Source organism: Nocardioides sp. cx-169 (genome assembly GCF_021083605.1).
Lineage (GTDB): Bacteria > Actinomycetota > Actinomycetes > Propionibacteriales > Nocardioidaceae > Nocardioides.
The window spans coordinates 58245-80001 of record NZ_JAJNRO010000009.1; the positions used below are offsets into that span (position 1 = coordinate 58245).

The window sequence follows — 21757 nt, forward strand, 5'->3', positions numbered from 1 at the left end:
GGGCAGTGACCTCGACATGGCAGGAGAACCACGTGGGCTCGGACGGTTTCACCCCGGCGGACCAGGAGTCCGTCGATGCGGTGCGCGCGGTCGTCGGCCAGGCGCTCGACCGCGACGCCGACTGGGCGGCGCTCGCCGGGGCGGGGATGCTTGGCCTCGCGGTGCCGACGGACCAGGGCGGTGAGGGGCTCGGCCTGGCCGAGGTCGCGGTCCTGCTGCGGGAGACCGGCGCTCGTGCGGTGCACCTGCCGGTGTGGGAGACGCTGTGCTGCGGCGGCCTGACCGTCGCCGCGACCGGGAGCCCGGAGCAGCAGGCGCTCCTGGCGGGCGTGGCGACCGGCGACACCGTGCTCACGCCGGCCCTGCGCGAGGTCGGGATCGGCCTGCGCGAGCGCCCGGCCGCGACGTACGCCGACGGCCGGGTGAGCGGCCGCAAGATCGGGGTCACCTACGCGGACCGGGCCGGGCGGCTGCTGGTCACCGCGCTGGACGGCGACCGGGAGGTCGTCGCGCTGGTCGACCCGGCCGCCCCGGGGGTGACGCTGCTGGAGTCCGGCTCCTCGGCCGGCCACGCCACGCACACCGTCGTGCTCGACGGTGCGCCCGGCGAGCTGCTCGGAGCCGACGCCGCGCAGCTCCTCACCGACCACGCGGTCGCCGGCCTGGCGGTCACCGCCGCCGGGCTGGTCGCCGGGGCGCGCGACCTGACCGCGGGCTACGTCAAGGGGCGCACCCAGTTCGGCCGACGGCTGGCGCAGTTCCAGGCGGTCGCGATGCAGATCGCCGACGTCTACATCGCCTCGCGCACGCTCGACCTCGTCGCCGACAACGCCGTGTGGCGCCTGCGCGAGGGTCTCGGCGCGGCCGACGACCTGGCGGTCGCCGCCTACTGGGTGTGCGCCGAGGCGCCGCCCGCACTGCGCACCTGCCACCACCTGCACGGTGGCATGGGCGTCGACGTGACCTACCCGCTGCACCACTACTTCTCCTGGGTCAACGACATCGTCGCCTCGCTCGGAGCGCAGCCGTCCGACGTACCGCTGGAGGACCCGACGACGAAGAACCTGGAGCTCACCGCCGAGCAGCGCGCTCTCAAGTCCGAGCTGCGCACCTACTTCAGCGACCTCGCCTCGCACGACCAGCACCTGGACATGGGCCGGGACCGGCACGGGCCGACGTACCAGCGCGTGGTGCGGCAGATGGGCCAGGACGGCTGGATGGGCGTCGGCTGGCCGAAAGAGTACGGCGGCCACGGCCTGGGGGAGGTCGAGCAGACGATCTTCGCCAACGAGGCCCAGCACGCCGACGTGCACCTGCCGGCCGTGACGCTGCAGACCGTGGGGCCGACGCTGATCCGCTACGGCACGGCGAGGCAGAAGGAGCTGTTCCTCGAGCGGATCCTCCGGGGCGACGTGCACTTCGCGATCGGCTACAGCGAGCCGGACGCCGGCACCGACCTGGCCTCGCTGCGCACCAGCGCCCGGCGCGACGGCGACCACTACGTCGTCAACGGCCAGAAGCTGTGGACCACCGGCGGGCACCAGGCCGACTACGTGTGGCTGGCCGTGCGCACCGACCCCGACGCCCCGAAGCACCGGGGGATCTCGATCCTCATCGTCGACACCAGGGACCCCGGCTACTCGTTCACCCCGATCATCACCGCCGACGGCTCCCACCACGTCAACGCGACGTACTACACCGACGTCCGCGTCCCGGTCGACATGCTCGTGGGCGAGGAGAACCAGGGCTGGAAGCTGATCACCACCCAGCTCAACCACGAGCGGGTGATGCTCGGCCCCGCCGGTCGCATCGAGGGCTTGCGCGACCGGGTCGCCGACTGGGCCACCAAGGCGGGGGTGCTGGACCGGCCGGATGTACGCGACGTCATGGGCCGCGTGACCGCGGCGTTCCGCGTCAACGAGCTGCTCAACTGGGAGGTGGCGCGCACCGGGCAGGCGGGGGAGGTCTCGGTCGGCGACGCGTCCTCCTCGAAGGTCTTCGCCGCCGACCAGGTCCAGCACCTCGCCGCCGACCTGGTCGGCCTCGTGCATCGCTACGGCGATCCGGCCGAGGAGGAGACGAAGGCCCTGCTGCGGTACTTCGACGGCCAGGCGAAGCGCAACCTCGTGCTGACCTTCGGCGGCGGCGTCCAGGAGGTGCAGCGCGAGCTGATCGCGATGTTCGGCCTCGGGCTCCCGCGGGTGCCGCGATGAGCGAGCGGCACGATCGCATCATGGCCGAGGCCGAGCGGATCGAGGTGCTCGGGGAGGCGTCGCAGTCGCGGGCGCCGTACCCGGTCAACCAGCCCACCATCGGCACCTGGCTGGACGCGATGGGCTACGACAACGATCGCTACCGCTCCGGGGAGGCGCCGCCGTCGATGGCGCAGGTGTGGACGATGCCCGGCCTGGGACGTCGGCGTCCTCCGGAGGACCCGCTGAGCCGGATGACCGAGGTCCTCACCCAGGAGGGCTTCACCGCCGTGCTCGGCACCAACTGCGAGCAGTCCTACGAGCGCTATCTGCGTGTCGGTGAGGAGGTGCGCGTCACCAGTGCGCTCGACTCGGTGGTGGGGCCCAAGCAGACCGCGATGGGCGAGGGCTACTTCGTGACCTCGCGCAACACCTGGTACGTCGACCACCCGGACGGGCGCAGCGAGGTGGTGGCGTCCATGCTGTTCCGGGTGCTCAAGTTCATCCCGAAGGAGACGCCGTGACCGTGCGCCCCATGGTCGGCCGCGACTCGCAGTTCTTCTGGGACGGCACCGCCGCCGGCGAGCTGCGCGTCCAGACCTGCAACGCCTGCGGCGTCCTGCGCTTCCCGCCCGGCCCCGCGTGCCCCGACTGCGGTGTGCTCGACCGCGGGCACGTGGTCGCGACCGGTGACGGCACCGTCTTCTCCTATGTCGTCCACCGGCACCCACCGGTGCCGGGCAAGGAGCTGCCGATCGTGATCGCCCTGGTCGACCTGGACGAGGGCGTGCGCATGGTCGGCGAGGTGACGGACGTGCCGCCCGAGGAGATGGAGATCGGGATGCGCCTGCGCGTCGACTTCGACCGCGTCGACGACCAGCTGACGCTGCCCGTGTGGAGGAGGGCATGAGGGCGCTGACGGTGGGTGAGGCGATCCCCGCGTGGAGCCTGCCGCTGACCCCGACCACGATCGTGAGCACCGCCATCGCCACCCGCGACTGGCAGGACGTCCACCACGACCGCGACATCGCGCAGGCGGCAGGGTCGCAGGACATCTTCATGAACATCCTCACCAGCAACGCACTGGTCGAGAGGTACGTCGTCGACTGGCTCGGGCACGACGCCGAGCTCAAGGGCATCGCGATCCGGCTCGGGGCACCGGCGTACCCCTACGACACGCTCACCTTCCACGGTCGCGTGGAGTCGGTCGAGGACGGCGTCGCCACCATCGCGGTGGTCGGCGCGGTGTCCCTGGGCGACCACGTCACCGGCACCGTGCGGGTGCTGGCGTGAGTGGTCTGTCGGGCAAGGCGGCGATCGCCGGCATCGGGGCCACCGAGTTCTCCAAGGCATCGGGCCGCTCGGAACTGCAGCTCTCGGTCGAGGCCGTGCAGCATGCGCTGGCCGACTGCGGGCTGACGGCCGCGGACGTCGACGGGCTGACGACGTTCACCATGGACACCTCCTCGGAGATCGCCGTCGCGCGTGAGCTCGGGATCGAGGAGCTGCGCTTCTTCAGCCGGATCAACTACGGCGGTGGCGCCGCGTGCGCGACCGTCCAGCAGGCCGCCATGGCCGTGGCGACCGGCGTGGCCGACGTGGTCGTCTGCTATCGCGGCTTCAACGAGCGCTCGGAGAGCCGGTTCGGCCAGTTCTCGGTGGCGGCCGCGACCCAGGTCAACACCAACGGCCTCGACAACGCCTGGACCTACCCGATGGGCCTCGGCACGCCGGCGGCGACGGTGGCGATGCAGGCGCGCCGCTACCTGCACGAGTACGGCGCGACCTCGCGCGACTTCGGCGTCGTTGCCGTGGCGGACCGTCGTCACGCAGCGAACAACCCGGACGCGTTCTTCTTCGGCAGGCCGATCACGATCGAGGACCACCAGGCCTCGCGGATGATCGTCGACCCGCTGCACCTGCTCGACTGCTGCCAGGAGAGCGACGGGGCGGTCGCGCTCGTCGTGGTGTCCGCCGAGCGGGCAAGGGACCTCGCGCAGCGGCCGGCCGTCATCTCGGCGGCGGCGCAGGGGAGCGGGCGCGACCAGTTCGTGATGACCTCCTACTACCGCGACGACATCGGCATCCCCGAGATGGGCGTCGTCGGCCGCGAGCTGTGGCGTCAGTCCGGGCTCACTCCCGACGACATGCCGATGGCGATCCTCTACGACCACTTCACGCCGTACGTGCTGATGCAGCTGGAGGAGCTGGGCTTCTGCGGCCGCGGCGAGGCGCCCGGCTTCATCGCCGACGGTGCGATCGAGGTCGGTGGCCGGCTGCCGCTCAACACCCACGGCGGTCAGCTCGGGGAGGCCTACATCCACGGCATGAACGGCATCGCCGAGGCCGTGCGGCAGATCCGGGGCACGTCGGTCAACCCGGTCGATGCCTCGCACGTCCTGGTGACCGCGGGCACGGGCGTGCCGACGAGCGGGCTCATCCTCTCGGTGTGAATCGCGGCGTGAGGCTGTTGTGTCCTCGGGCGGCGAGTTTCACCGGGTGCCCGGTGAAACTCACGCCTTCCTCACGAAACTTCGTACGGGAGGCACGAGATCCACCGGGTGCCCGGTGAAACTCGGGGCCCCTGGTTCAGATGAGACCCACTTCGGGGACGGCCGTCGAGCCGGCGCTGGCGCGCTGCGAGCGGCGCAGGGCCCACGTGGCAGGCTGGCCGCTGTGCCCGAGGACCCGATCGCCCGGCTGCTCGCCAGGCCGCCGGACCTGCCGGTGGCCGCGGGTGTCGCCGAGCTCCTGAGCCACCTGCGCGACACAGCAGCGGCGGTCGTGCAGGCGCCGCCGGGCTCCGGCAAGACCTCGCTGGTGCCGCCGGCCGTCGCCTCCCTCGGCAGCGGCCGCGTCGTCGTCACCCAACCCCGGCGCATCGCCGCTCGCGCCGCGGCCCGGCGCCTCGCCCACCTGCTGGGGGAGCCGGTCGGCGCCACCTCCGGCTACTCCGTGCGCGGCGACCGGCAGACCGGCGCCGGCACGCGGGTCGAGTTCGTGACGACCGGCGTCCTGCTGCGCCGCCTGCAGCGGGACCCGGCGCTGACCGGTGTCGGCGCCGTCGTTCTCGACGAGGTCCATGAACGTCAGCTCGACTCCGACCTCACGCTCGCGCTCCTGGTGGACGTCCGGGAGAACCTGCGCGAGGACCTCGTGGTGGTGGCCATGTCCGCGACCGTCGAGGCCGAGCGCACGGCGGCACTCCTCGGGCCTGGCACGCCGGTCGTCGACATCCCCGGCTCCCTGCACCCGGTGGACACGGTGTGGAGTCCGCTCCCGAGCGGCGTGCTGCGGCTCGACGACCGCGGGGTCACCCCGCGCTTCCTCGACCACGTCGCCGCCACCACCCGGCGGGCCATCGACGAGCGGGCCGGCGACGTGCTGGTGTTCGTGCCCGGCGCCGCGGAGGTGTCCGGCGTCGTACGCCGCCTGGGCGGTGTGGACGCGGACGTGCGCCCGCTGCACGGGCGGCTGCCCCCCGCCGAGCAGGATCTGGCGCTGACCGCCGGCACGCGGCGGCGGGTGGTCGTGTCGACCGCGGTGGCCGAGTCGTCGCTGACCGTGCCCGGGGTGCGCACCGTGGTCGACGCCGGGCTGTCGCGCGAGCCGCGGACCGACCACCGCCGTGGGCTCGCGGGCCTCGTCACCGTGCGGGTCAGCCGGGCGAGCGCGGCGCAACGGGCAGGGAGGGCCGGACGCGAGGGGCCGGGCGCGGCCTACCGGTGCTGGTCGCCGGCCGAGGACGAGCACCTGGCCGAGCACCCGGCGCCCGAGATCGCAACCGCGGACCTGACGTCGTTCGCCCTCGAGCTGGCCGTGTGGGGCAGCCCCGACGGCGCCGGCCTGGCGCTGCTGGACCGGCCTCCCGCCGCGGCGATGAGCGCGGCGCGGGAGACGCTGTCCGGGCTGGGGGCTATCGACGAGACCGGTGCCGTCACCGAACGGGGCCGCGCCATCGCCGCGGTCGCCGTGGACCCGCGCCTGGCCCGGGCCCTCCTCGACGGCGCCCCGCTCGTGGGCTCGCGACGGGCGGCGGAGGTCGTGGCCATGCTGGCCGAGGACGTCCGTGCGCCCGGCGCCGACCTGGTCGCGTCCCTGCGGGGGCTGCGCCGCGGCGGGCCCGACGGCGCGGCCTGGCGAGCGGCCGCCCGCCGCCTCGAGGGTGCGGTCCGACAGCACGAGGGCCAGGCGCTGACCGACGACCTGGCGGTCGGCGTGGTTGTCGCCCTGGCCCACCCCGACCGCATCGCCCGGATGCGGCCCGGCGGATCGGCCTACCTGATGGCCGGCGGCACCGGCGCCGTCTTCGGACGCGGTGAGTCCTGGCTCGCCGGCACCCCGTGGCTGGCCGTCGCCGACGCCGACCGACCCCGAGGCCGGCGCGACGCCACGATCCGCGCGGCCGCCCCCCTCGACGAGGACCTCGCCCTCGAGGCCGCCTCCGCGCTGTGGCGCGAGGACGAGGAGGTCGCCTGGCGCGATGGCCGCGTGGTCGCCCGGCGTACGACGTCGCTCGGCGCCATCGAGCTCACCTCCGACCGCCTGGCCGACCCGGCCCCTCACCTGGTGGCAGCCGCCGTACGGGAAGGGCTGCGGTCCGACGGGCTCGCCGTGCTCCCGTGGGGAGAGGCCGCCACGGCGCTGCGCGCCCGGCTCGCCTTCCTCCACCGCACGTTAGGGGGGCCGTGGCCGGACGTCTCCGACGAGGCGCTGGTCGAGGGCGTCGAGCGGTGGCTGGGGCCGGACCTCGCCCGGGTGCGGGGCGCGGGTGATCTTCGCCGCGTCGACGTGAATGCGGCGCTGCGCCGGCTGCTGCCGTGGCCGGAGGCGGGTCGTCTCGACGAGCTGGCGCCCGAGCGGGTCACGGTGCCGAGCGGGTCGGCGGTCCGAGTGGACTACACCGGCGACCAGCCCGTGCTGGCCGTGCGCATCCAGGAGGTCTTCGGGTGGGCGGCGGCGCCCGCGCTTGCCGGTGGCCGGGTCCCGCTGCTGCTGCACCTGCTCTCGCCCGCGCGCCGCCCCGTGGCGGTGACCGCAGACCTGGCGTCGTTCTGGGACACCGGCTACCCGCAGGTGCGTGCCGAGCTGCGCGGCCGCTACCCCAAGCACGCCTGGCCCGACGACCCGCGCACGGCGCCGCCCACGCGTGGCGTCAGGCGCTGAGCCTCGCCGAGACACGGAGCGCCAGGGTTGCCCGGTGCTGCCTCGTCAGGACCTTCGGACACGGTGGCGGTCGTCCTCGCGGATCTCGGCCTGGTCCCCTGCCCTAAGGTCTGAGCATGGCCGACCTGCCCGTCCTGGATCCGACCGAGCAGCGCATCCTCGGCAGCCTGCTGGAGAAGGAGCGGACCGTCCCCGGGTCCTACCCGCTCTCGCTCAACGCGCTGCGCACCGCCTGCAACCAGACCAGCAGCCGCGAGCCGGTCGCCGACTACGACGAGGCCACGGTGGAGCGAGTCGCGCGTGAGCTCAAGGACCGCGGGCTGGTGCGGATCGTCTGGGCGGCGACCGGGCGCCGGACCCTGAAGTACCACGAGACGCTGGCCGAGGAGCTCTCGCTCACCGAGGCCGAGCGAGCGCTGATCACCGTCTTGCTGCTGCGGGGCCCGCAGGCGCCCGGGGAGCTGCGCTCGCGCACCGAGCGCCTGCACCACTTCCCCGACCGCGAGTCCGTCGAGGCAGAGCTGCAGCGGATGGCGCAGCGCCCGACCCCGTTGGTGCGCCAGCTGCCGCGTCGAGCCGGGCAGCATGACAGCCGGTGGGTGCACCTGCTTGGACCGGTCGACGAGGGGGCCCGGTCCGCCGCGTCCGGTGCCGGCGAGCCGGCGGTCGACCTGGAGAGCGTCATCGCCGACGGCCGGGAGGCCCGCGACGACCGGGTCCGGGCGTCCTACGCCAGCGTGGCCACGACGTACGCCGACCGGCTGGGCGACGAGCTCACCGGGCTGCCGTTCGAGCGCTGGCTGCTCGACCGGGTCGCCGTGCACGCGGGGGAGCAGCCGGTGGTAGAGGTCGGCTGCGGGCCCGGCCACGTCACGGCGTACCTCGCGGCCGCTGGCGCGCACGCGACCGGGCTGGACCTCACGCCCGAGATGGTGGAGGAGGCGCGCCGTCGCCACCCGGACGGGAGCTACGAGGTGGGCGACCTGCGCCGGCTGATGCGCCCCACGACCAGCGAGGGCTGGGGCGCCGTCCTCGCGTGGTACTCCCTTATCCACCTCGCCCCCTCCGAGCTCCCTGATGCCCTCGCGGCGCTGGTGCGACCGATCCGGCCCGGCGGCTGGCTGGTGCTGGCCCTGCACACGGGCGCCGACGTCCGGCACCTGGGCTCCTGGTTCGACAGTGACGTCTCGCTGGACTTCGTCATGCACGACCCGGTGCACGTCCGCTCCGTGGTCGAGGCCGCCGGGCTGGTGGACCTGGAGTGGTACCACCGCGGCCCGTTCACCTGGCGCGACGAGACCACCGAGCGGCTCTACGTGATCGCGACGAAGCCGGCCTGATCCACCCGTCGCGGTGCCCGAGTCCCGGGCACTTCGGCGCCTCTCAGGCCGGCGCCAGCAGCTCCACGTCGGCCAGGACCGGCGCGCCGTCGCGCTCGCCACCGGCGATGCTGGCCGAGGCCACGATGTGTCCGCCGTCGCGCCAGCCCTGCACCCGGATCGTCTCGCCGGGGAAGACGACGCCCGCGAAGCGGCCAGCGAAACCGGACACCGCGGCGGCGTCCCCGCCGAGCAGTCCGTCGGTGAGCTCGCGCAGGACGATCCCGTACGAGCAGAGGCCGTGCAGGATAGGGGCGGGGAAGCCGGCGCCGGCGGCGAACTCAGGGTCCGCGTGCAGCGGGTTGCGGTCTCCGCACAGTCGGTACAGCAGGGCCTGCTGCGCAGTCACGTCGTAGGTCGTGTCCACCTCGGGTGCGCGGTCGGGGGGTGCCGCCTTCTCCGACATGCCTCGGTGTCCGCCCCAGCCGCCCTCGCCCCTGACGAAGATCGAGGAGCGGGTGGTCCACAGCTCCTGACCGGACGGCGAGGTCGCCACGGCTTCCTGCCAGATGACCGCGGCCCTGTCCTTGTCCCAGACGTCGCTGATGCGGGTAGAGACGGTGGCGGACCCAGAGGTCGGGAGCGGTCCGGCCACCGAGATGGACTGGGACCCGTGGACGACCTGCGCCAGGTCGATGTCGCAGCCGGGCAGGTCGAGCGGCGGCGGGTCGGTGTCGTGGAACGTCGGCGCCACCACGCCGAACGACGGCAGCACCTGCAGCCCGGCGGTCTCGAGCGTGTAGGACAGGTCGGTCGCGCCGATGGCCAGGTGGTAGAGCAGCACGTCGCTCTCGGTCCAGGCGAACTCCCGCGAGCCCAGGTGGGCGCCGATCGCGACGGAGGCGTCGATGGGCATCAGGCGCTCTCCTTGGCTCCGGGGTTGCGAGACGGTTGCTGCGCGACCTCCTCGACCGCCGGAGTCGAGGCGAGGTCCTGGGCGGCCAGGTAACCGAACGCCATGGCGGGCCCGATGGTGGCGCCCGGCCCGGCGTAGGTGTGGCCCATGACCGCGGACGACACGTTGCCGGCGGCGTACAGGCCGGGGATCGCCGCGCCGTCGGCGCGCAGCACCCGCGCCCGCTCGTCGGTGACCAGGCCGCCCTTCGTGCCGAGGTCGCCGGGCACGATCTTGACGGCGTGGAACGGCCCCTGGTCGATCGTGTGCAGCGACGGGTTCGGCTTGACCGTGGGGTCGGAGTAGTACTTGTCGTAGGCCGACTCGCCGCGGTGGAAGTCCTCGTCGGTGCCCGATCGGGCGAAGGCGTTGAACCGCTCGACGGTCGCGCTCAGTGCTGCAGCAGGCACCTCGATCTCGGCGGCGAGCGCCTCGAGGGAGTCGGCCGTGCGGATCACGCCGTCCTTGTACCAGCGCCCGGGGAACGGCTGGCGCGGCATCAGGCCGGCGAAGACGTAGCGGTTGCGGTAGCGCTGGTCGATCACCATCCAGCTCGGGACGTGGCCCACGCCGGTGGCCTCGCCGGCGTACATCTCGTGCACGGCCTCGACGTAGGGCAGCGCCTCGTTCATGAACCGCTCGCCGGCCTGGTTGACGATGATCGAGCCCGGGAGGTTGCGCTCGGCCAGGCAGAACCACGGCCGCCCGGGCAGCGGGATCGTCGGCCCCCACCACGCGTCGTCGAGCAGGTCGGTGTCCGCGCCGGCGGCGATGCCGGCGAGGATGCCGCCCCCGGTGTTGAACTCCGAGCCGGTCGTCCACTCGACCGAGGTGGGCCGCGGCTGGTACCTCTCGCGCATCTCCAGGTTGCGCTCGAAGCCGCCGCTGCCGAGAATCACCCCGCGCCGGGCCCGTACGACACTCTCCCGAGCACCCTGCGCGACACGGACGCCCACGACGCGGCCGTCCTCGACCACCAGGTCGGTCAGGTCGGTCTCGTAGTGGAGCGGCACCCCGGCGTCGATGAGCCCCTGCCGCAGGCCGATCGCGATCGCGTTGCCCATCGCGTACATCCGGCGCCCTCGCAGGCCGCTCAGGATCCGGTTGAGCAGCACCTTGACCATCGTCACCGGGCCACGGAGCGTGCGCATCCCGAGGCTGATCTTCCGGAAGTCGGCCTGCGTGACGATCATGTTGGCCGGCGCCTTCGTGTATTGCGGGTGCAGCCGCCGCAGCTCCTCGCCGAGGAAGCGCGCGTCCAGCGGCACCGGCTCGCAGCTGCGGCCCGCGGCGCGACCCCCGGGCGCCTCGGGGTGGTAGTCGGAGTAGCCGGGGACCCAGGTGAAGCGCAGGGGCGTGTGCTCGCGCACGAAGTCGAGGACCTCGGCGCCGCGGTCGACGTAGGTGTCGCGGCGGGCCTTCGGCACCACGTCGCCCACGATCCAGTCCAGGTAGCGCTTGGACTCCTCGAGCGGGTCGGCCTGGCCCGCCTGCTGGAGGGCGTAGTTGCCGGGCATCCATACCCCGCCGCCGCTGCGGGCGGTCGAGCCGCCGAAGTAGGCGCTCTTCTCGACCAGCACCGTGTCCAGCCCGCGCTTCGCCGCGGCCAGCGCGGCGGTCATGCCGGCCCCGCCGGCGCCGACGACCACGACGTCCACCTCGGCGGGCAGGGGGGTGCTCATGGCGCAAAACTGTAACAGGTTCTACTCTGTTTCCGTGATCTTCCAGAACTCGATCGGGGCGGCCGTGGCCCGGCTTGCGCGCGCTCAGGAGACACGCGTGCCGTGTGCCCCGGTGCGCGACCTGATCGGCACCGACCTCCCGGCGGCGTACGCCGTGCAGCGGGGTCTGGTCGGCGCCCGTCTGGAGGGCGGGGCGACGGTCGTGGGGCGCAAGATCGGCGCCACCTCGGAGGCGGTGCAGCGCCAGCTCGGCGTCGACCAACCGGACTTCGGCTACCTGCTCAGCGACATGGACGTCAGCGACGGGGCGGACGGGGCTCCGGTCTCGATGGGCACCCTGCTGCAGCCGCGGGTCGAGGGCGAGATCGCCTTCGTGCTGAGCCGCGACCTGTCTCCGGCGAGCGAGGAGGAGCTCACCCTCGCGCTGGTCCGCGACGCCGTCGCGGTCGCGCTGCCCGCGCTGGAGATCGTCGACTCACGGATCGCCGACTGGGACATCGGCTTCACCGACACCGTGGCCGACAACGCCTCCAGCGGGCTGTTCGTGGTGGGCCGCAAGGGGCGGAGCCTCGAGGAGGTCGAGCCCCGCGAGGTCGCGATGTCGCTGACCATCAACGACGAGGAGCGCTCCGCCGGCACCGGCGCGGCCTGCCTGGGCGACCCCCTCGAGGCGCTGCGCTGGCTCGCCGTGCAGGCCTACCGCTTCGGCGACCCGCTGCGCGCCGGCCACCTGATCCTGTCCGGGGCCCTGGGCCCGTTCGTGCCGTTCGTCCCGGGGGACCGGGTCGTGGCGACCATCAGCGGCTTCGCGCCGCTCAGCGTGCAGTTCGAGGAGTGAGCATGACCAAGCGCACCGCCGCGATCGTGGGGCCGGGCAACATCGGCACCGACCTGATGTACAAGCTCCTGCGCAGCGCCCGGGGCGGGGGCAGTATCGAGCCGCGCTGGATGATCGGCGTCGACCCGGCCTCGGAGGGCCTGCGCCTGGCCGCCGAGGAGGGGCTGGAGGCCAGCCATGAGGGCGTCGACTGGCTGCTCAAGCAGGACGAGCTGCCGGACCTGATCTTCGAGGCGACCTCGGCCTACGTGCACCGCGAGTACGCGCCGCGCTACGAGGAGGCCGGCATCAGCGCGGTCGACCTCACCCCGGCCGCCGTGGGCCCCGCGGTCATCCCGCCGGTCAACGGCGAGGAGCACCTGGGGGCGATGAACGTCAACATGATCACCTGCGGCGGCCAGGCTACGATCCCGATGGTCGCGGCCATCTCCCGCGCGGCTGCGGTGTCCTACGCCGAGATCGTCGCCTCGGTCTCGAGCATGTCGGCGGGGCCGGGCACCCGCGCCAACATCGACGAGTTCACGCGCACCACCGCTGCCGGGGTCGAGACGATCGGCGGTGCCGCCCACGGCAAGGCGATCATCATCCTCAACCCGGCCGAGCCGCCGATGATCATGCGCGACACGATCTACTGCGCCGTAGCCCCCGACGCCGACCGCGACGCGATCGTCGCCTCGGTGTTCGCGATGGAGAAGGCCGTGCAGGAGTACGTGCCCGGCTACCGGCTGCTGCAGGAGCCGCAGATCGACGACCCGTCGCCGGCCACCCGCGGTCAGACCAAGGTCAGCGTCTTCGTCGAGGTGGAGGGCGCCGGCGACTACCTCCCGCCGTACGCCGGCAACCTGGACATCATGACCGCCGCCGCCGCCCGCGTCGGCGAGGCGATCGCGAGGTCCCTCGGTGGTTGAGGTGCGAGCGAAGCGAGCCTCGAGACCACGTCTCGGAAAGGCGGCCTCATGAACGACCGTGACACCCTCACCCGTACCTGGGCCCAGAGCGACCCCGACAGCGGCCTGGACCTGCGCCTGACCGACACCTGCCTGCGCGACGGCTCGCACCACAAGCGGCACCAGTTCACCGCGCAGGAGGTGCACGACATCGTCGAGGCGCTCGACGAGTCCGGGGTGCCGGTCATCGAGGTGACCCACGGCGACGGCCTCGGCGGCTCGTCGTTCAACTACGGCTTCTCCCGCACGCCCGAGCAGGAGCTGATCAGGATCGCGGCCGAGACGGCCAAGCGCGCCAAGATCGCGTTCCTGATGCTGCCGGGCGTCGGCACCAAGGACGACATCCGCGCCGCCCAGGACAACGGCGGCCAGATCTGTCGCATCGCCACCCACTGCACCGAGGCCGACACCTCGATCCAGCACTTCGGCCTGGCTCGCGAGCTCGGCCTGGAGACGGTCGGCTTCCTGATGATGAGCCACACCCAGCCCCCCGAGGTCCTGGCCAGACAGGCCCGGATCATGGTCGACGCCGGCAACCAGTGCGTCTACGTCGTCGACTCCGCCGGCGCGCTCGTCATGGAGCAGACCGCCGACCGGGTCGCGGCCGTCGTCGCCGAGGTCGGGGGAGAGGCGACCGTGGGCTTCCACGGCCACGAGAACCTCGGCCTCGGGGTAGCCAACACCGTCATCGCCGTCCGCGCCGGCGCCACCCAGATCGACGGCTCGGTACGCCGCTTCGGCGCCGGCGCCGGCAACACCCCGCTCGAGGCCTTCGTCGGTGTCTGCGACAAGCTCGGCTGGAGGACCGGCATCGACTTCCTCACCATCGTCGATGCCTCGGAGGACGTCATCAAGCCGGCCATGCCCGAGGAGTGCCAACTCGACCGGATGACGCTGATGATGGGCTATGCCGGCGTCTACTCCTCCTTCCTCAAGCACGCCGGCAACGCTGCGGAGCGCTACGGCGTCTCCGGCGCCAAGATTCTGCTTGAGGCCGGCCGCCGCAAGCTCATCGGCGGCCAGGAGGACCAGCTCATCGACATCGCCCTGATGCTCAAGGCAGAGCAGGACAATGCGGCGCGATGACGCACGTCTCGGGCCGGCCGGACCAGGCATGGCCGGGAGGCCCGTGAAGCGACATATCTGCGTGTCTGCTCTTCTCGCCTCGGCGTGCGGTTCCTCGCGGGTTGCTGATGGCATCGGACCGCAATAATCGGGTCCCGAGCGTTCAGGGGCCGCAGGCTGGGAGGCGAAAGGAGGGGCCCAGATGATCGCCGTTCTCAACCTCGCCGTGGACGACGTGGAGTCACACCTGGTGACCGACCCGTCCGCTCCGGTGGATGCGTCAGGCACCGCCACGCGCACGGGCACCACAGAGCACCACTTGCGGCGGATGTTCGCATCGCTGGCAGGGATGCCGTTGTCGGAGTACGTACGCCGGCGCCGGATGTCCTTGGCCGCCTCGGACCTCGTGACCACGAATGATGACCTGCTCACGGTCGCGGTCCGGTACGGCTACGGCTCGACCGAGGCGTTCGGGCGAGCGTTCCGTGCTGTGCACGGCGTCGGTCCGAGCGACGCACGGCGTGATGGGGGCCCCTTGCGCACACAACCACGGATCAGGTTCCACCTGACCGTTGAAGGGAGCGTCCCGATGGACACCCGCATCACCAGCCTGCCCGCCGTCCGCCTCATCGGCTACGCCACGCGTGTGCCCCTGATCCACGAGGGCATCAATCCGCACATCGCCGATCACGTCGCCAGCATCGCGGTCGAGGAGATCAAGCGGCTGAAGAGCCTGAACGACACCGAGCCGTCAGGGGTGCTCGCCGTCAGCGACGACCTCGACCCTGACCGGACCGAGGGGAGCGAGCTCACCTACCTGCACGGGGTGGCCACCACAGCCGCCGCACCCGAGGGCCTCGACGTCATCCAGGTGCCAGCCGGGACGTGGGCAGTCTTCCGAACCGAGGGCCCGCACCCGCAAGCCCTGCAGGAGGCCTGGGCAGCGACCTCGACCACCTGGTTCCCGTCGCAGCCGTGGCGGCTGCGCCCCGGACCCGAGATCGTCGCCATCCTCGCCTTCGATGCCGAAGCCGGGACCGCCACCGGCGAACTCTGGCTACCCGTCGAGCCCTCATAGGAACGGCGCCGACGGCGCGGGCGAGCCTCATCCGCGCCGATGAAGCGGTGACCCGCACGTTCGCACCGGCACATCGACAGACCCGGCCACACGACAACGACGCCCATCGCTGCGATGTGCCGCAGTGGGAAAGAGTGAAGCGCGCTGACAGGTGCGACTGAGCCAGGGCGGATCGGCGCTTGACATTGTTTCGAACACACGCTCTAATAGGTGTAGATGCAGTAGTCCTCCGCTTCGGTGGAGCTCGTTACGCGACGCGCTGGCATCGACGTTCTCGTGAGTCCCGGTGGGTGGGTCCCCGGGCGGCCGTCGATCTCCAGGTGCCTCCATGTCTCAGACCGAAGTCCCGCAGCATCCAGTGCTCGCCGCGGTGGACGCGCTCACCCGGGCGCTGGACGAGACGGCCGGTGTCGACCCGATGTACATGTCGACGGACGACAAGGCCGCAGCCCTGCTGGGGCTCAGCTCGGCCATCGACGGGGCCGAGGAGCTGCGGATGCGCGTGCTGGCCAACGCCGACGACGTCGCGGAGCGCGACGGAGCCCGCGACGCGGCCGCCTGGCTGGCGCACCGAGGACGCCGTGACCGGGGGGAGTGCCGGCGTCGGCTGCGGCTCGCGAAGACGTTGACGCAGCACTCGACGACGGCCGACGCGCTGCGCCAGGGAGCGCTCAACCTCGCCCAGGCCTCGGTGGTGGTCAGTGCCGTCGAGGCGCTGCCCGAGGAGGTCGACGCGGCGGTCCGGACGGCGGCGGAGGAGCGGTTGGTCGCCGAGGCTGCCCAGTTCGCGCCCGATGTGCTGCGGGTGCTGGGGCGCCGGGTGCTGGAGGTCGTGGCGCCGGAGGTCAGCGACGGGATCGAGGAGCGCCAGCTCGAGAAGGAGGAGAGGCAGGCCCGCCGGCGCACCTTCCTGAGGACCCGCAAGACCGGTGACGGCACGACCGACATCCACATCCGGGTCTCCGACCGGATCTGTGCCCGGCTGCTGACCTACCTCAACGCCTTCACCTCGCCGCGCCGGGAGCGCAAGAGCCCCCCGGGCGACCGGCGACCCCACGACCAGAAGCTGGGCCATGCCTTCGGTGCCTTCCTCGAGGCGGTGGACCCCGCGCGGATGCCGGTCCACGGCGGCGACGCGACGACGGTGCTGGTGACGATCGACCTCCAGACGCTCATGGGCGGGCTGGGCGTGGCGCTCGTCGGCGACGAGCCCATCTCGGCGGCCGAGGCCCGCCGGCTCGCGTGCACCGCGAGCATCATCCCCGTCGTCCTCGGCGGTGAGCGCCAGGTGCTCGACTTGGGTAGGGCGCGCCGCCTCTACTCGCCCGCGCAGCGCAAGGCGCTCGCCGTACTGCAACCGACCTGCCGCGCCGAGGGTTGTGACATCCCCTCCTCCTGGTGCGAGGCCCATCATGGCGGCGAGCCCTGGTCCGCAGGCGGTCGGACCGACCTGGCGCAGGCAGACCTGCTCTGCTCGTTCCACCACCATCGTGCGCATGACCACGGCTACCGCGTCGACCGGCTCGCCGACGGTCGGGTTCGCTTCCATCGGCGGACGTGGATCGGACGAGCCCGGGTACCGGTCCCCATGACCACTGACCCCGCTCACGAGCACGACCAGGACGCCGAGCCGCCGACCCCGGACGGCGAGGAGCCGGACACGAACCAGCCCGGACCCCACCCGGACCCGCCGCCGGGGGAGTAGCCCTCGCCGCGGCGGACTGTCGACGGGATGGTCGATGGCCGGGCCTCGGGTCCGGGCCGCTAGTGCGGGTGGACCCGCACGTGGTCGACCAGCAGTACGGCCGGAAGCGTGGGGTCCTCGGTTTCATTGCCGGGCCAGTCGCCGCCGATCGCGAGGTTGAGCACGAGGTGGAAGGGATGGTCGAACGGCCAGGGAGCCGGGACGTCGGCCGGTGTCACCCGGTGGTACTCGTGATTGTCGAGTGACCACACGATGCCGTGCTCGCCCCAGGTGACGGCGTACTCGTGGAAGTCCTGGGACAGGTCCGTGCCCGCGTCGACCGCACCACCCAGACCCCCGGCGAGGCCGCTGTAGCCCGGGCCGTGCGCGGTCCCGTGGCACAGGTGCGGCTGGGCGCCGACGTGCTCCATCACGTCGATCTCGCCGCACGCCGGCCACCCGACGTCGTCCAGGTCCTCGCCGAGCATCCAGAACGCCGGCCAGCTGCCGCGCCCCTCGGGGACCTTGATCCGCGCCTCGACGCGGCCGTAGGTCGTGGCGAAGCGGCGGTGCGTGGTCAGGCGGGCCGAGGTGATGGTCCCGTCGGGCTCGCGTCGAGCCGTGATCGCGAGGTGTCCGACGCCGTCGAGCGCGGCGTTGCCGGGATCGTCGGTGTAGACCTGCCACTGCGCGTCCCCCCAGCCCCCGCCGCCGAGCTCGTGGCCCCACACCCGCGGGTCGGGCGCCGCACCGGCCGGGCCCTCGAAGTCCTGGCTCCACATCACCGCAGTATTGCCGTGGCTCGCTGCCAGGTCCACGCGGTGGCATCCTGCGGGAGACGGTCGACGGACGTGCCGGCCGGCATCCGGGCGACCAGAGCATGTCCGGCGCCGACGACTGGCCGGCCTATGTCGCCCGGCTCGAGGAGGCCGCCGCCACGTTCCGCGGACGCCCCTGAGCTCGCCGCGGTCGATATCGACCAAAACGAGAACGTGTTCTAGTATTGACCCTGTCCCACCATGACAGGAGCTCTCGATGTCCCAGGCTGTGCTCGACGCTGTCCGTGACCTGCTCCCCAGCTTCCGGGAGCGCGCCGACGAGGCGGAACGGCTGCGCGTCGTGCCGGAGGCCTCGGTCAAGGAGCTGGAGGAGACCGGGTTCTTCCGGCTGCTCCAGCCGAAGCGCTTCGACGGCTTCGAGGCGGACCCCGTGACCTTCTACACGGCGGTGCGCGACATCGCCAGCGCCTGCGGGTCGACCGGCTGGGTCTCCAGCGTCGTCGGCGTCCACCCCTGGCAGGTCGCGCTGTTCGCCGACGAGGCCCAGCAGGCCGTGTGGGGCGAGGACACGAGCACCCGGCTGAGCTCGTCGTACGCGCCCACCGGCAAGGCCACCGTCACCGACGGCGGCTACCTCCTGTCCGGCAAGTGGAGCTTCTCGTCGGGCTGCGACCACTGCTCCTGGGTGCTGCTGGGGGGCCTGGTCCACAACGAGCGGGGCGACGTCACCGACTTCAAGACCTTCATGGTGCCGCGCGAGAAGTACAAGATCGTCGACGTGTGGCACATGGTCGGGCTGAGCGGCACGGGGTCCAACGACATCCTTGTCGAGGACCAGTTCATCCCCGAGGCGTTCACGCTCAGCATGAGCGACACCGGCCAGTGCCGGGGTCCCGGTCAGGAGCAGAACACCGCGGGCCTCTACAAGCTGCCCTTCCACTCGATCTTCACCGGCACGATCACCACCCCGATCATCGGCATGGCGATGGGCGCCTACGCCGAGCACGTGGAGATGCAGCGGGCCCGCAGCCGGGCGGCGTACCTCGGGGAGAAGGCGTCGAAGGACCCCTTCGCCATGGTCCGCATCGCCCGCGCCTCCTCGGAGATCGACGCCGCCTGGGCGCTGCTGACCCACAACATCCGCGAGGAGATGGCCCACGTCGAGCGGGGCGAGAAGATCCCGCTCGGCCTGCGCCTGAAGGTCCGCCGGGACCAGGTGATCGGCAGCCAGCGGGCGATCGACGCGATCGACGCGCTCTTCGAGGCCTCGGGCGGACGAGCCCTGGCCCAGGGCACCCATCTGCAGCGGGCTTGGCGCGACGCGCACGCCGGCCGGGTGCACGCCGCCAACGACCCCGAGCGCGCGCTGCAGATGTTCGGGGCGCACGAGTTCGGCCACCAGGTCGACCCGGGGATGTACTGACCCATGAGCCAGCACTCCCAGGGAGCCACCCGCCGCTCGGCGAAGGCCCGCGAGATCACGCTCAACTACTACGAGGCCGGCGAGCCCACCGCGGTCGGCGGCGGCCTGCCGCTGGTCATGCTGCACGGCGGGGGGCCGGGCGCGAGCGCGTGGTCCAACTTCGGCTCCGCGCTCCCGGGCTTCGCGGCGAAGTTCCGCACCTTGCTGGTCGACCAGCCAGGCTTCGGCGGCTCCGACAAACCGCCGGTGGTCGGCAACTTCTACCGCCACGCGGCCGACCACGTGGTGGCGCTGCTCGACGAGCTGGGCATCGAGCGCGTGCACCTGCTGGGCAACAGCCTCGGCGGCGGTACGGCGATGCGCCTCACGCTCACCTACCCCGACCGGGTCGGGCGCCTGGTGCTGATGGGCCCGGGCGGCCTCTCGCTCAACCTGTTCCACGCCGACCCCACCGAAGGCGTCCAGCGGCTCATGGACTTCGGCGCGAGCCCCACCCGCGAGGCGCTGCGCGCCTTCATCTCCACCATGGTCGTCGACCAGTCGCTGGTCACCGACGAGCTGGTCGAGGAGCGGTTCGCCGACGCCACCGCGCCGGGCGCCCAGGAGGCGATGCGCTCCATGGGCATGTCGTTCTGGAGCCCCGAGACGGCCGAGGACGGCATGCTCTGGCGCGAGGCCCACCGCCTGCGCAAGCCCACCCTGCTCACCTGGGGCCGCGAGGACCGGGTGAACCCGCTCGACGGTGCCATGGCGGCGCTGAAGCTGATCCCCAGGGCCTCGCTGCATGTCTTCCCGAACTGCGGGCACTGGGCCCAGATCGAGGCCGCCGACGAGTTCCGGGAGGTCGCCACCGCCTTCTACGCCCGCCACGTCGAGTCCCGACAGGCTCGATCCCCGAGGGGGGAGTCATGACCATCGAGATCAGGTCCTTGGGCTACATCCGCGTGGCGAGCACGGACCTCGAGCAGTGGGAGACGTTCGCCGGCAAAGTCCTCGGCCTGGCCAAGGGTCGCGGGCCCGATCCCGCCCACCACTACTGGCGCATCGACCAGGTGTCGGCCCGGCTGGTGGTGTTCCCCTCCGACGTCGACGAGCTGTCTGCGACCGGGTGGGAGGTTGCCGACCACCGTGCGCTGCAGGGTGCGCGCGAGCACCTGCAGAAGGCCGGCGTGCCCTTCGAGGAGGGCACCCGCGCGGAGCTCGACGAGCGGCGCGTCCAGGAGCTGGTGCGGTTCTCCGACCCCTGGGACAACGTCTTCGAGCTCTTCCACGGCATCACCTACGAGTCGCGCCCGGTCGTCACGCCGTACGCCGCGACGTTCGTCACCGGTGACCAGGGGATGGGCCACATCGTGCTGCCCGTCCTCGACGACGTCGAGGCACTGCGGTTCTACACCGACGTGCTGGGTTTCCGGCTGCGCGACTCCATGAGCATGCCGGGGGAGTTCGTGGGCAAGGAGCCGGGCTCCAAGGTCTGGCTGCGCTTCCTGGGGGTCAACCCTCGCCACCACTCGCTGGCGTTCCTCCCGATGCCGAATCCGGCCAAGTGCGTCCACATCATGCTGGAGGTGGACCAGCTCGACCACGTGGGCCGCGCGCTGGAGCGGGTGCGCAAGCACCAGGCGCCGCTGTCCGCGACGCTCGGGCGGCACATGAACGACGAGATGGTCTCCTTCTACGTTCGCTCGCCCGCCGGCTTCGACATCGAGTTCGGCACCGACGGCCTGCAGGTCGACGACGACAGCTGGGTCGCGCGCGAGTCGACCGCGGTGTCCTACTGGGGCCACGACTTCGGCGGCGGCCATTGAGGTCCGCGCCGACGGCGCCCGCGTCAGTGCGACCATGGGGACCATGAGCTCCAGTGCCGAGATCCCCGAGGGGATGAGCGCGGACGCGCGGGAGACCTGGCCGAGCCCGGAGCTGATCAGCTCCTGGCTGGGCGACGTGGACCTCGACGTCGAGTGGCGCCCCGGCGAGGTGTCGGAGGTCCACGCCGACGACCCGGAGGCCGTCGCTCGCGCTCGCGCCTTCCGCGACGTTCTCGGCAGCTTCGCCTCCGGCGTGACCGTCGTGACCGCAATCAGCAACGGCGAGCCCGTCGGCATGACCTGCCAGTCCTTCTCCAGCGTCTCGCTCGATCCGCCGCTGGTGCTCTTCATCCCGGCCAAGACCTCCCGGGCGTGGCCGCTGATGCAGCGCGCCGGGCGGTTCTGCGTCAACTTCCTGGCCCACGACCAGGCGGAGCTCTCCAACACGATGGCCAGCCGCGGCACCGACAAGTTCGCCGGCGTCGACTGGGAGCCCAGTGAGCAGACCGGCTCGCCTTTGCTGCACGGCGCCTTGGGGTTCGTCGACTGCGCGATCCACGCCGTCCACGAGGCCGGCGACCACTACGTCGTGATCGGCCGGGTGCTCGACCTGGCGCTGCGGGGCCCGGAGCGGCCGCTGCTCTTCTACCGCGGCGCCTACGCCACGACCGACTGAACCGGCGGCGGAGCACAGCGTGGCCCCGTCCGGCGCGAACGCTGCCTGCTCGCGGCGCTGCCCCGCTTCCCGTCTCGTGACCGAAGGGTCGTGCCCTCACTTGTCGCCGCCGGCGTGGCGGCGAAACCTCCGTGGCCCACAGGCG

Annotated in this window: 19 protein-coding genes; 16 read left to right on the forward strand and 3 right to left on the reverse strand. The window is 72.4% G+C overall.

The genetic code is table 11. The annotated features are described in order from the left end of the window. Nucleotides 1-5 precede the first annotated feature (5 nt). From LRP67_RS13560 to LRP67_RS13590, 7 genes are all read left to right on the forward strand, one after another. Nucleotides 6-2213, forward strand: coding sequence for an acyl-CoA dehydrogenase (locus LRP67_RS13560; protein WP_231270695.1), 2208 nt, complete (start codon nt 6-8; stop codon nt 2211-2213). Next, nucleotides 2210-2716 (forward strand): MaoC family dehydratase N-terminal domain-containing protein, encoded by a 507-nt coding sequence (locus LRP67_RS13565; protein ID WP_231270696.1) that lies wholly within the window; start codon nt 2210-2212, stop codon nt 2714-2716. The genes LRP67_RS13560 and LRP67_RS13565 overlap by 4 nt, the downstream gene beginning before the upstream one ends. Then, the gene (locus LRP67_RS13570; RefSeq protein ID WP_231270697.1) at nt 2713-3102 is read left to right on the forward strand and encodes a Zn-ribbon domain-containing OB-fold protein; all 390 of its coding nucleotides are present in this window, start codon (nt 2713-2715) and stop codon (nt 3100-3102) included. The genes LRP67_RS13565 and LRP67_RS13570 overlap by 4 nt, the downstream gene beginning before the upstream one ends. Continuing rightward, nucleotides 3099-3485: a MaoC family dehydratase gene (locus LRP67_RS13575; protein ID WP_231270698.1), complete on the forward strand. Its 387-nt coding sequence runs from the start codon at nt 3099-3101 to the stop codon at nt 3483-3485. Before LRP67_RS13570 ends, LRP67_RS13575 begins: the two co-directional genes overlap by 4 nt. After that, nucleotides 3482-4645: a lipid-transfer protein gene (locus LRP67_RS13580; RefSeq protein ID WP_231270699.1), complete on the forward strand. Its 1164-nt coding sequence runs from the start codon at nt 3482-3484 to the stop codon at nt 4643-4645. Before LRP67_RS13575 ends, LRP67_RS13580 begins: the two co-directional genes overlap by 4 nt. 223 nt (nt 4646-4868) lie before the next feature. Then, a complete protein-coding gene (gene hrpB / locus LRP67_RS13585; RefSeq protein ID WP_231270700.1) occupies nt 4869-7358 on the forward strand; it encodes an ATP-dependent helicase HrpB in 2490 nt (829 codons plus the stop codon). 116 nt (nt 7359-7474) lie between these two features. Beyond that, the gene (locus LRP67_RS13590; protein WP_231270701.1) at nt 7475-8698 is read left to right on the forward strand and encodes a DUF480 domain-containing protein; all 1224 of its coding nucleotides are present in this window, start codon (nt 7475-7477) and stop codon (nt 8696-8698) included. 43 nt (nt 8699-8741) lie between these two features. Here the strand turns inward: LRP67_RS13590 and LRP67_RS13595 are convergent, their stop codons facing one another. Then, the gene (locus LRP67_RS13595; protein ID WP_231270702.1) at nt 8742-9593 is read right to left on the reverse strand and encodes a MaoC family dehydratase; all 852 of its coding nucleotides are present in this window, start codon (nt 9591-9593) and stop codon (nt 8742-8744) included. Beyond that, nucleotides 9593-11314 carry a 3-oxosteroid 1-dehydrogenase gene (gene kstD / locus LRP67_RS13600; protein ID WP_231270703.1) on the reverse strand — a complete coding sequence of 574 codons (1722 nt, stop codon included), beginning with the start codon at nt 11312-11314 and terminating at the stop codon, nt 9593-9595. The genes LRP67_RS13595 and kstD overlap by 1 nt, the downstream gene beginning before the upstream one ends. Between kstD and LRP67_RS21900 the strand changes: the two genes are divergently transcribed. From LRP67_RS21900 to LRP67_RS13625, 5 genes are all read left to right on the forward strand, one after another. Further along, complete coding sequence (locus tag LRP67_RS21900; RefSeq protein WP_374107422.1) at nt 11313-12152, forward strand: 2-keto-4-pentenoate hydratase; 840 nt, start codon at nt 11313-11315, stop codon at nt 12150-12152. The genes kstD and LRP67_RS21900 overlap by 2 nt on opposite strands. Nucleotides 12153-12154: 2 nt before the next feature. Further along, entirely contained in the window at nt 12155-13060 is a 906-nt protein-coding gene (locus tag LRP67_RS13610; protein ID WP_231270705.1) for an acetaldehyde dehydrogenase (acetylating), read from the forward strand. A 48-nt stretch (nt 13061-13108) separates the two neighbouring features. After that, on the forward strand, nt 13109-14185 hold the full coding sequence (gene dmpG, locus LRP67_RS13615; protein ID WP_231270706.1) for a 4-hydroxy-2-oxovalerate aldolase: 1077 nt from the start codon (nt 13109-13111) through the stop codon (nt 14183-14185). Between the two features lie 205 nt (nt 14186-14390). After that, nucleotides 14391-15242, forward strand: coding sequence for a GyrI-like domain-containing protein (locus LRP67_RS13620; protein ID WP_231270707.1), 852 nt, complete (start codon nt 14391-14393; stop codon nt 15240-15242). Between the two features lie 328 nt (nt 15243-15570). Continuing rightward, nucleotides 15571-16947: a DUF222 domain-containing protein gene (locus tag LRP67_RS13625; protein ID WP_231270708.1), complete on the forward strand. Its 1377-nt coding sequence runs from the start codon at nt 15571-15573 to the stop codon at nt 16945-16947. A gap of 59 nt (nt 16948-17006) precedes the next feature. On the opposite strand, the gene LRP67_RS13630 is transcribed toward LRP67_RS13625, so the two are convergent. After that, on the reverse strand, nt 17007-17744 hold the full coding sequence (locus tag LRP67_RS13630; RefSeq protein WP_231270709.1) for a family 16 glycosylhydrolase: 738 nt from the start codon (nt 17742-17744) through the stop codon (nt 17007-17009). A gap of 217 nt (nt 17745-17961) precedes the next feature. On the opposite strand from LRP67_RS13630, the gene hsaA reads away from it, so the two are divergent. The 4 genes from hsaA to LRP67_RS13650 are packed head-to-tail and all read left to right on the forward strand — an operon-like array spanning nt 17962 to nt 21612. Further along, nucleotides 17962-19128, forward strand: a complete 1167-nt coding sequence (gene hsaA / locus LRP67_RS13635; RefSeq protein ID WP_231270710.1) for a 3-hydroxy-9,10-secoandrosta-1,3,5(10)-triene-9,17-dione monooxygenase oxygenase subunit — start codon at nt 17962-17964, stop codon at nt 19126-19128. A 3-nt stretch (nt 19129-19131) separates the two neighbouring features. Beyond that, complete coding sequence (gene hsaD, locus LRP67_RS13640) at nt 19132-20040, forward strand: 4,5:9,10-diseco-3-hydroxy-5,9,17-trioxoandrosta-1(10),2-diene-4-oate hydrolase (RefSeq protein WP_231270711.1); 909 nt, start codon at nt 19132-19134, stop codon at nt 20038-20040. Continuing rightward, a complete protein-coding gene (gene hsaC / locus LRP67_RS13645) occupies nt 20037-20936 on the forward strand; it encodes an iron-dependent extradiol dioxygenase HsaC (protein ID WP_231270712.1) in 900 nt (299 codons plus the stop codon). Before hsaD ends, hsaC begins: the two co-directional genes overlap by 4 nt. Before the next feature lie 43 nt (nt 20937-20979). Next, nucleotides 20980-21612, forward strand: coding sequence for a flavin reductase family protein (locus LRP67_RS13650; RefSeq protein ID WP_231270713.1), 633 nt, complete (start codon nt 20980-20982; stop codon nt 21610-21612). The last annotated feature ends 145 nt before the right edge of the window (nt 21613-21757 follow it).

Bases quoted from the DNA above. Each gene is read 5' to 3' on its own strand.
- hsaC (WP_231270712.1), top strand. From the start codon at position 20,037: ATGACCATCGAGATCAGGTCCTTGGGCTACATCCGCGTGGCGAGCACG.
- hsaD (WP_231270711.1), top strand. From the start codon at position 19,132: ATGAGCCAGCACTCCCAGGGAGCCACCCGCCGCTCGGCGAAGGCCCGC.
- LRP67_RS13590 (WP_231270701.1), top strand. From the start codon at position 7,475: ATGGCCGACCTGCCCGTCCTGGATCCGACCGAGCAGCGCATCCTCGGC.
- LRP67_RS13650 (WP_231270713.1), top strand. From the start codon at position 20,980: ATGAGCTCCAGTGCCGAGATCCCCGAGGGGATGAGCGCGGACGCGCGG.
- LRP67_RS13575 (WP_231270698.1), top strand. From the start codon at position 3,099: ATGAGGGCGCTGACGGTGGGTGAGGCGATCCCCGCGTGGAGCCTGCCG.
- kstD (WP_231270703.1), bottom strand. From the start codon at position 11,314: ATGAGCACCCCCCTGCCCGCCGAGGTGGACGTCGTGGTCGTCGGCGCC.
- LRP67_RS13595 (WP_231270702.1), bottom strand. From the start codon at position 9,593: ATGCCCATCGACGCCTCCGTCGCGATCGGCGCCCACCTGGGCTCGCGG.
- LRP67_RS21900 (WP_374107422.1), top strand. From the start codon at position 11,313: ATGGCGCAAAACTGTAACAGGTTCTACTCTGTTTCCGTGATCTTCCAG.
- dmpG (WP_231270706.1), top strand. From the start codon at position 13,109: ATGAACGACCGTGACACCCTCACCCGTACCTGGGCCCAGAGCGACCCC.
- LRP67_RS13610 (WP_231270705.1), top strand. From the start codon at position 12,155: ATGACCAAGCGCACCGCCGCGATCGTGGGGCCGGGCAACATCGGCACC.
- hsaA (WP_231270710.1), top strand. From the start codon at position 17,962: ATGTCCCAGGCTGTGCTCGACGCTGTCCGTGACCTGCTCCCCAGCTTC.
- LRP67_RS13565 (WP_231270696.1), top strand. From the start codon at position 2,210: ATGAGCGAGCGGCACGATCGCATCATGGCCGAGGCCGAGCGGATCGAG.
- LRP67_RS13625 (WP_231270708.1), top strand. From the start codon at position 15,571: ATGTCTCAGACCGAAGTCCCGCAGCATCCAGTGCTCGCCGCGGTGGAC.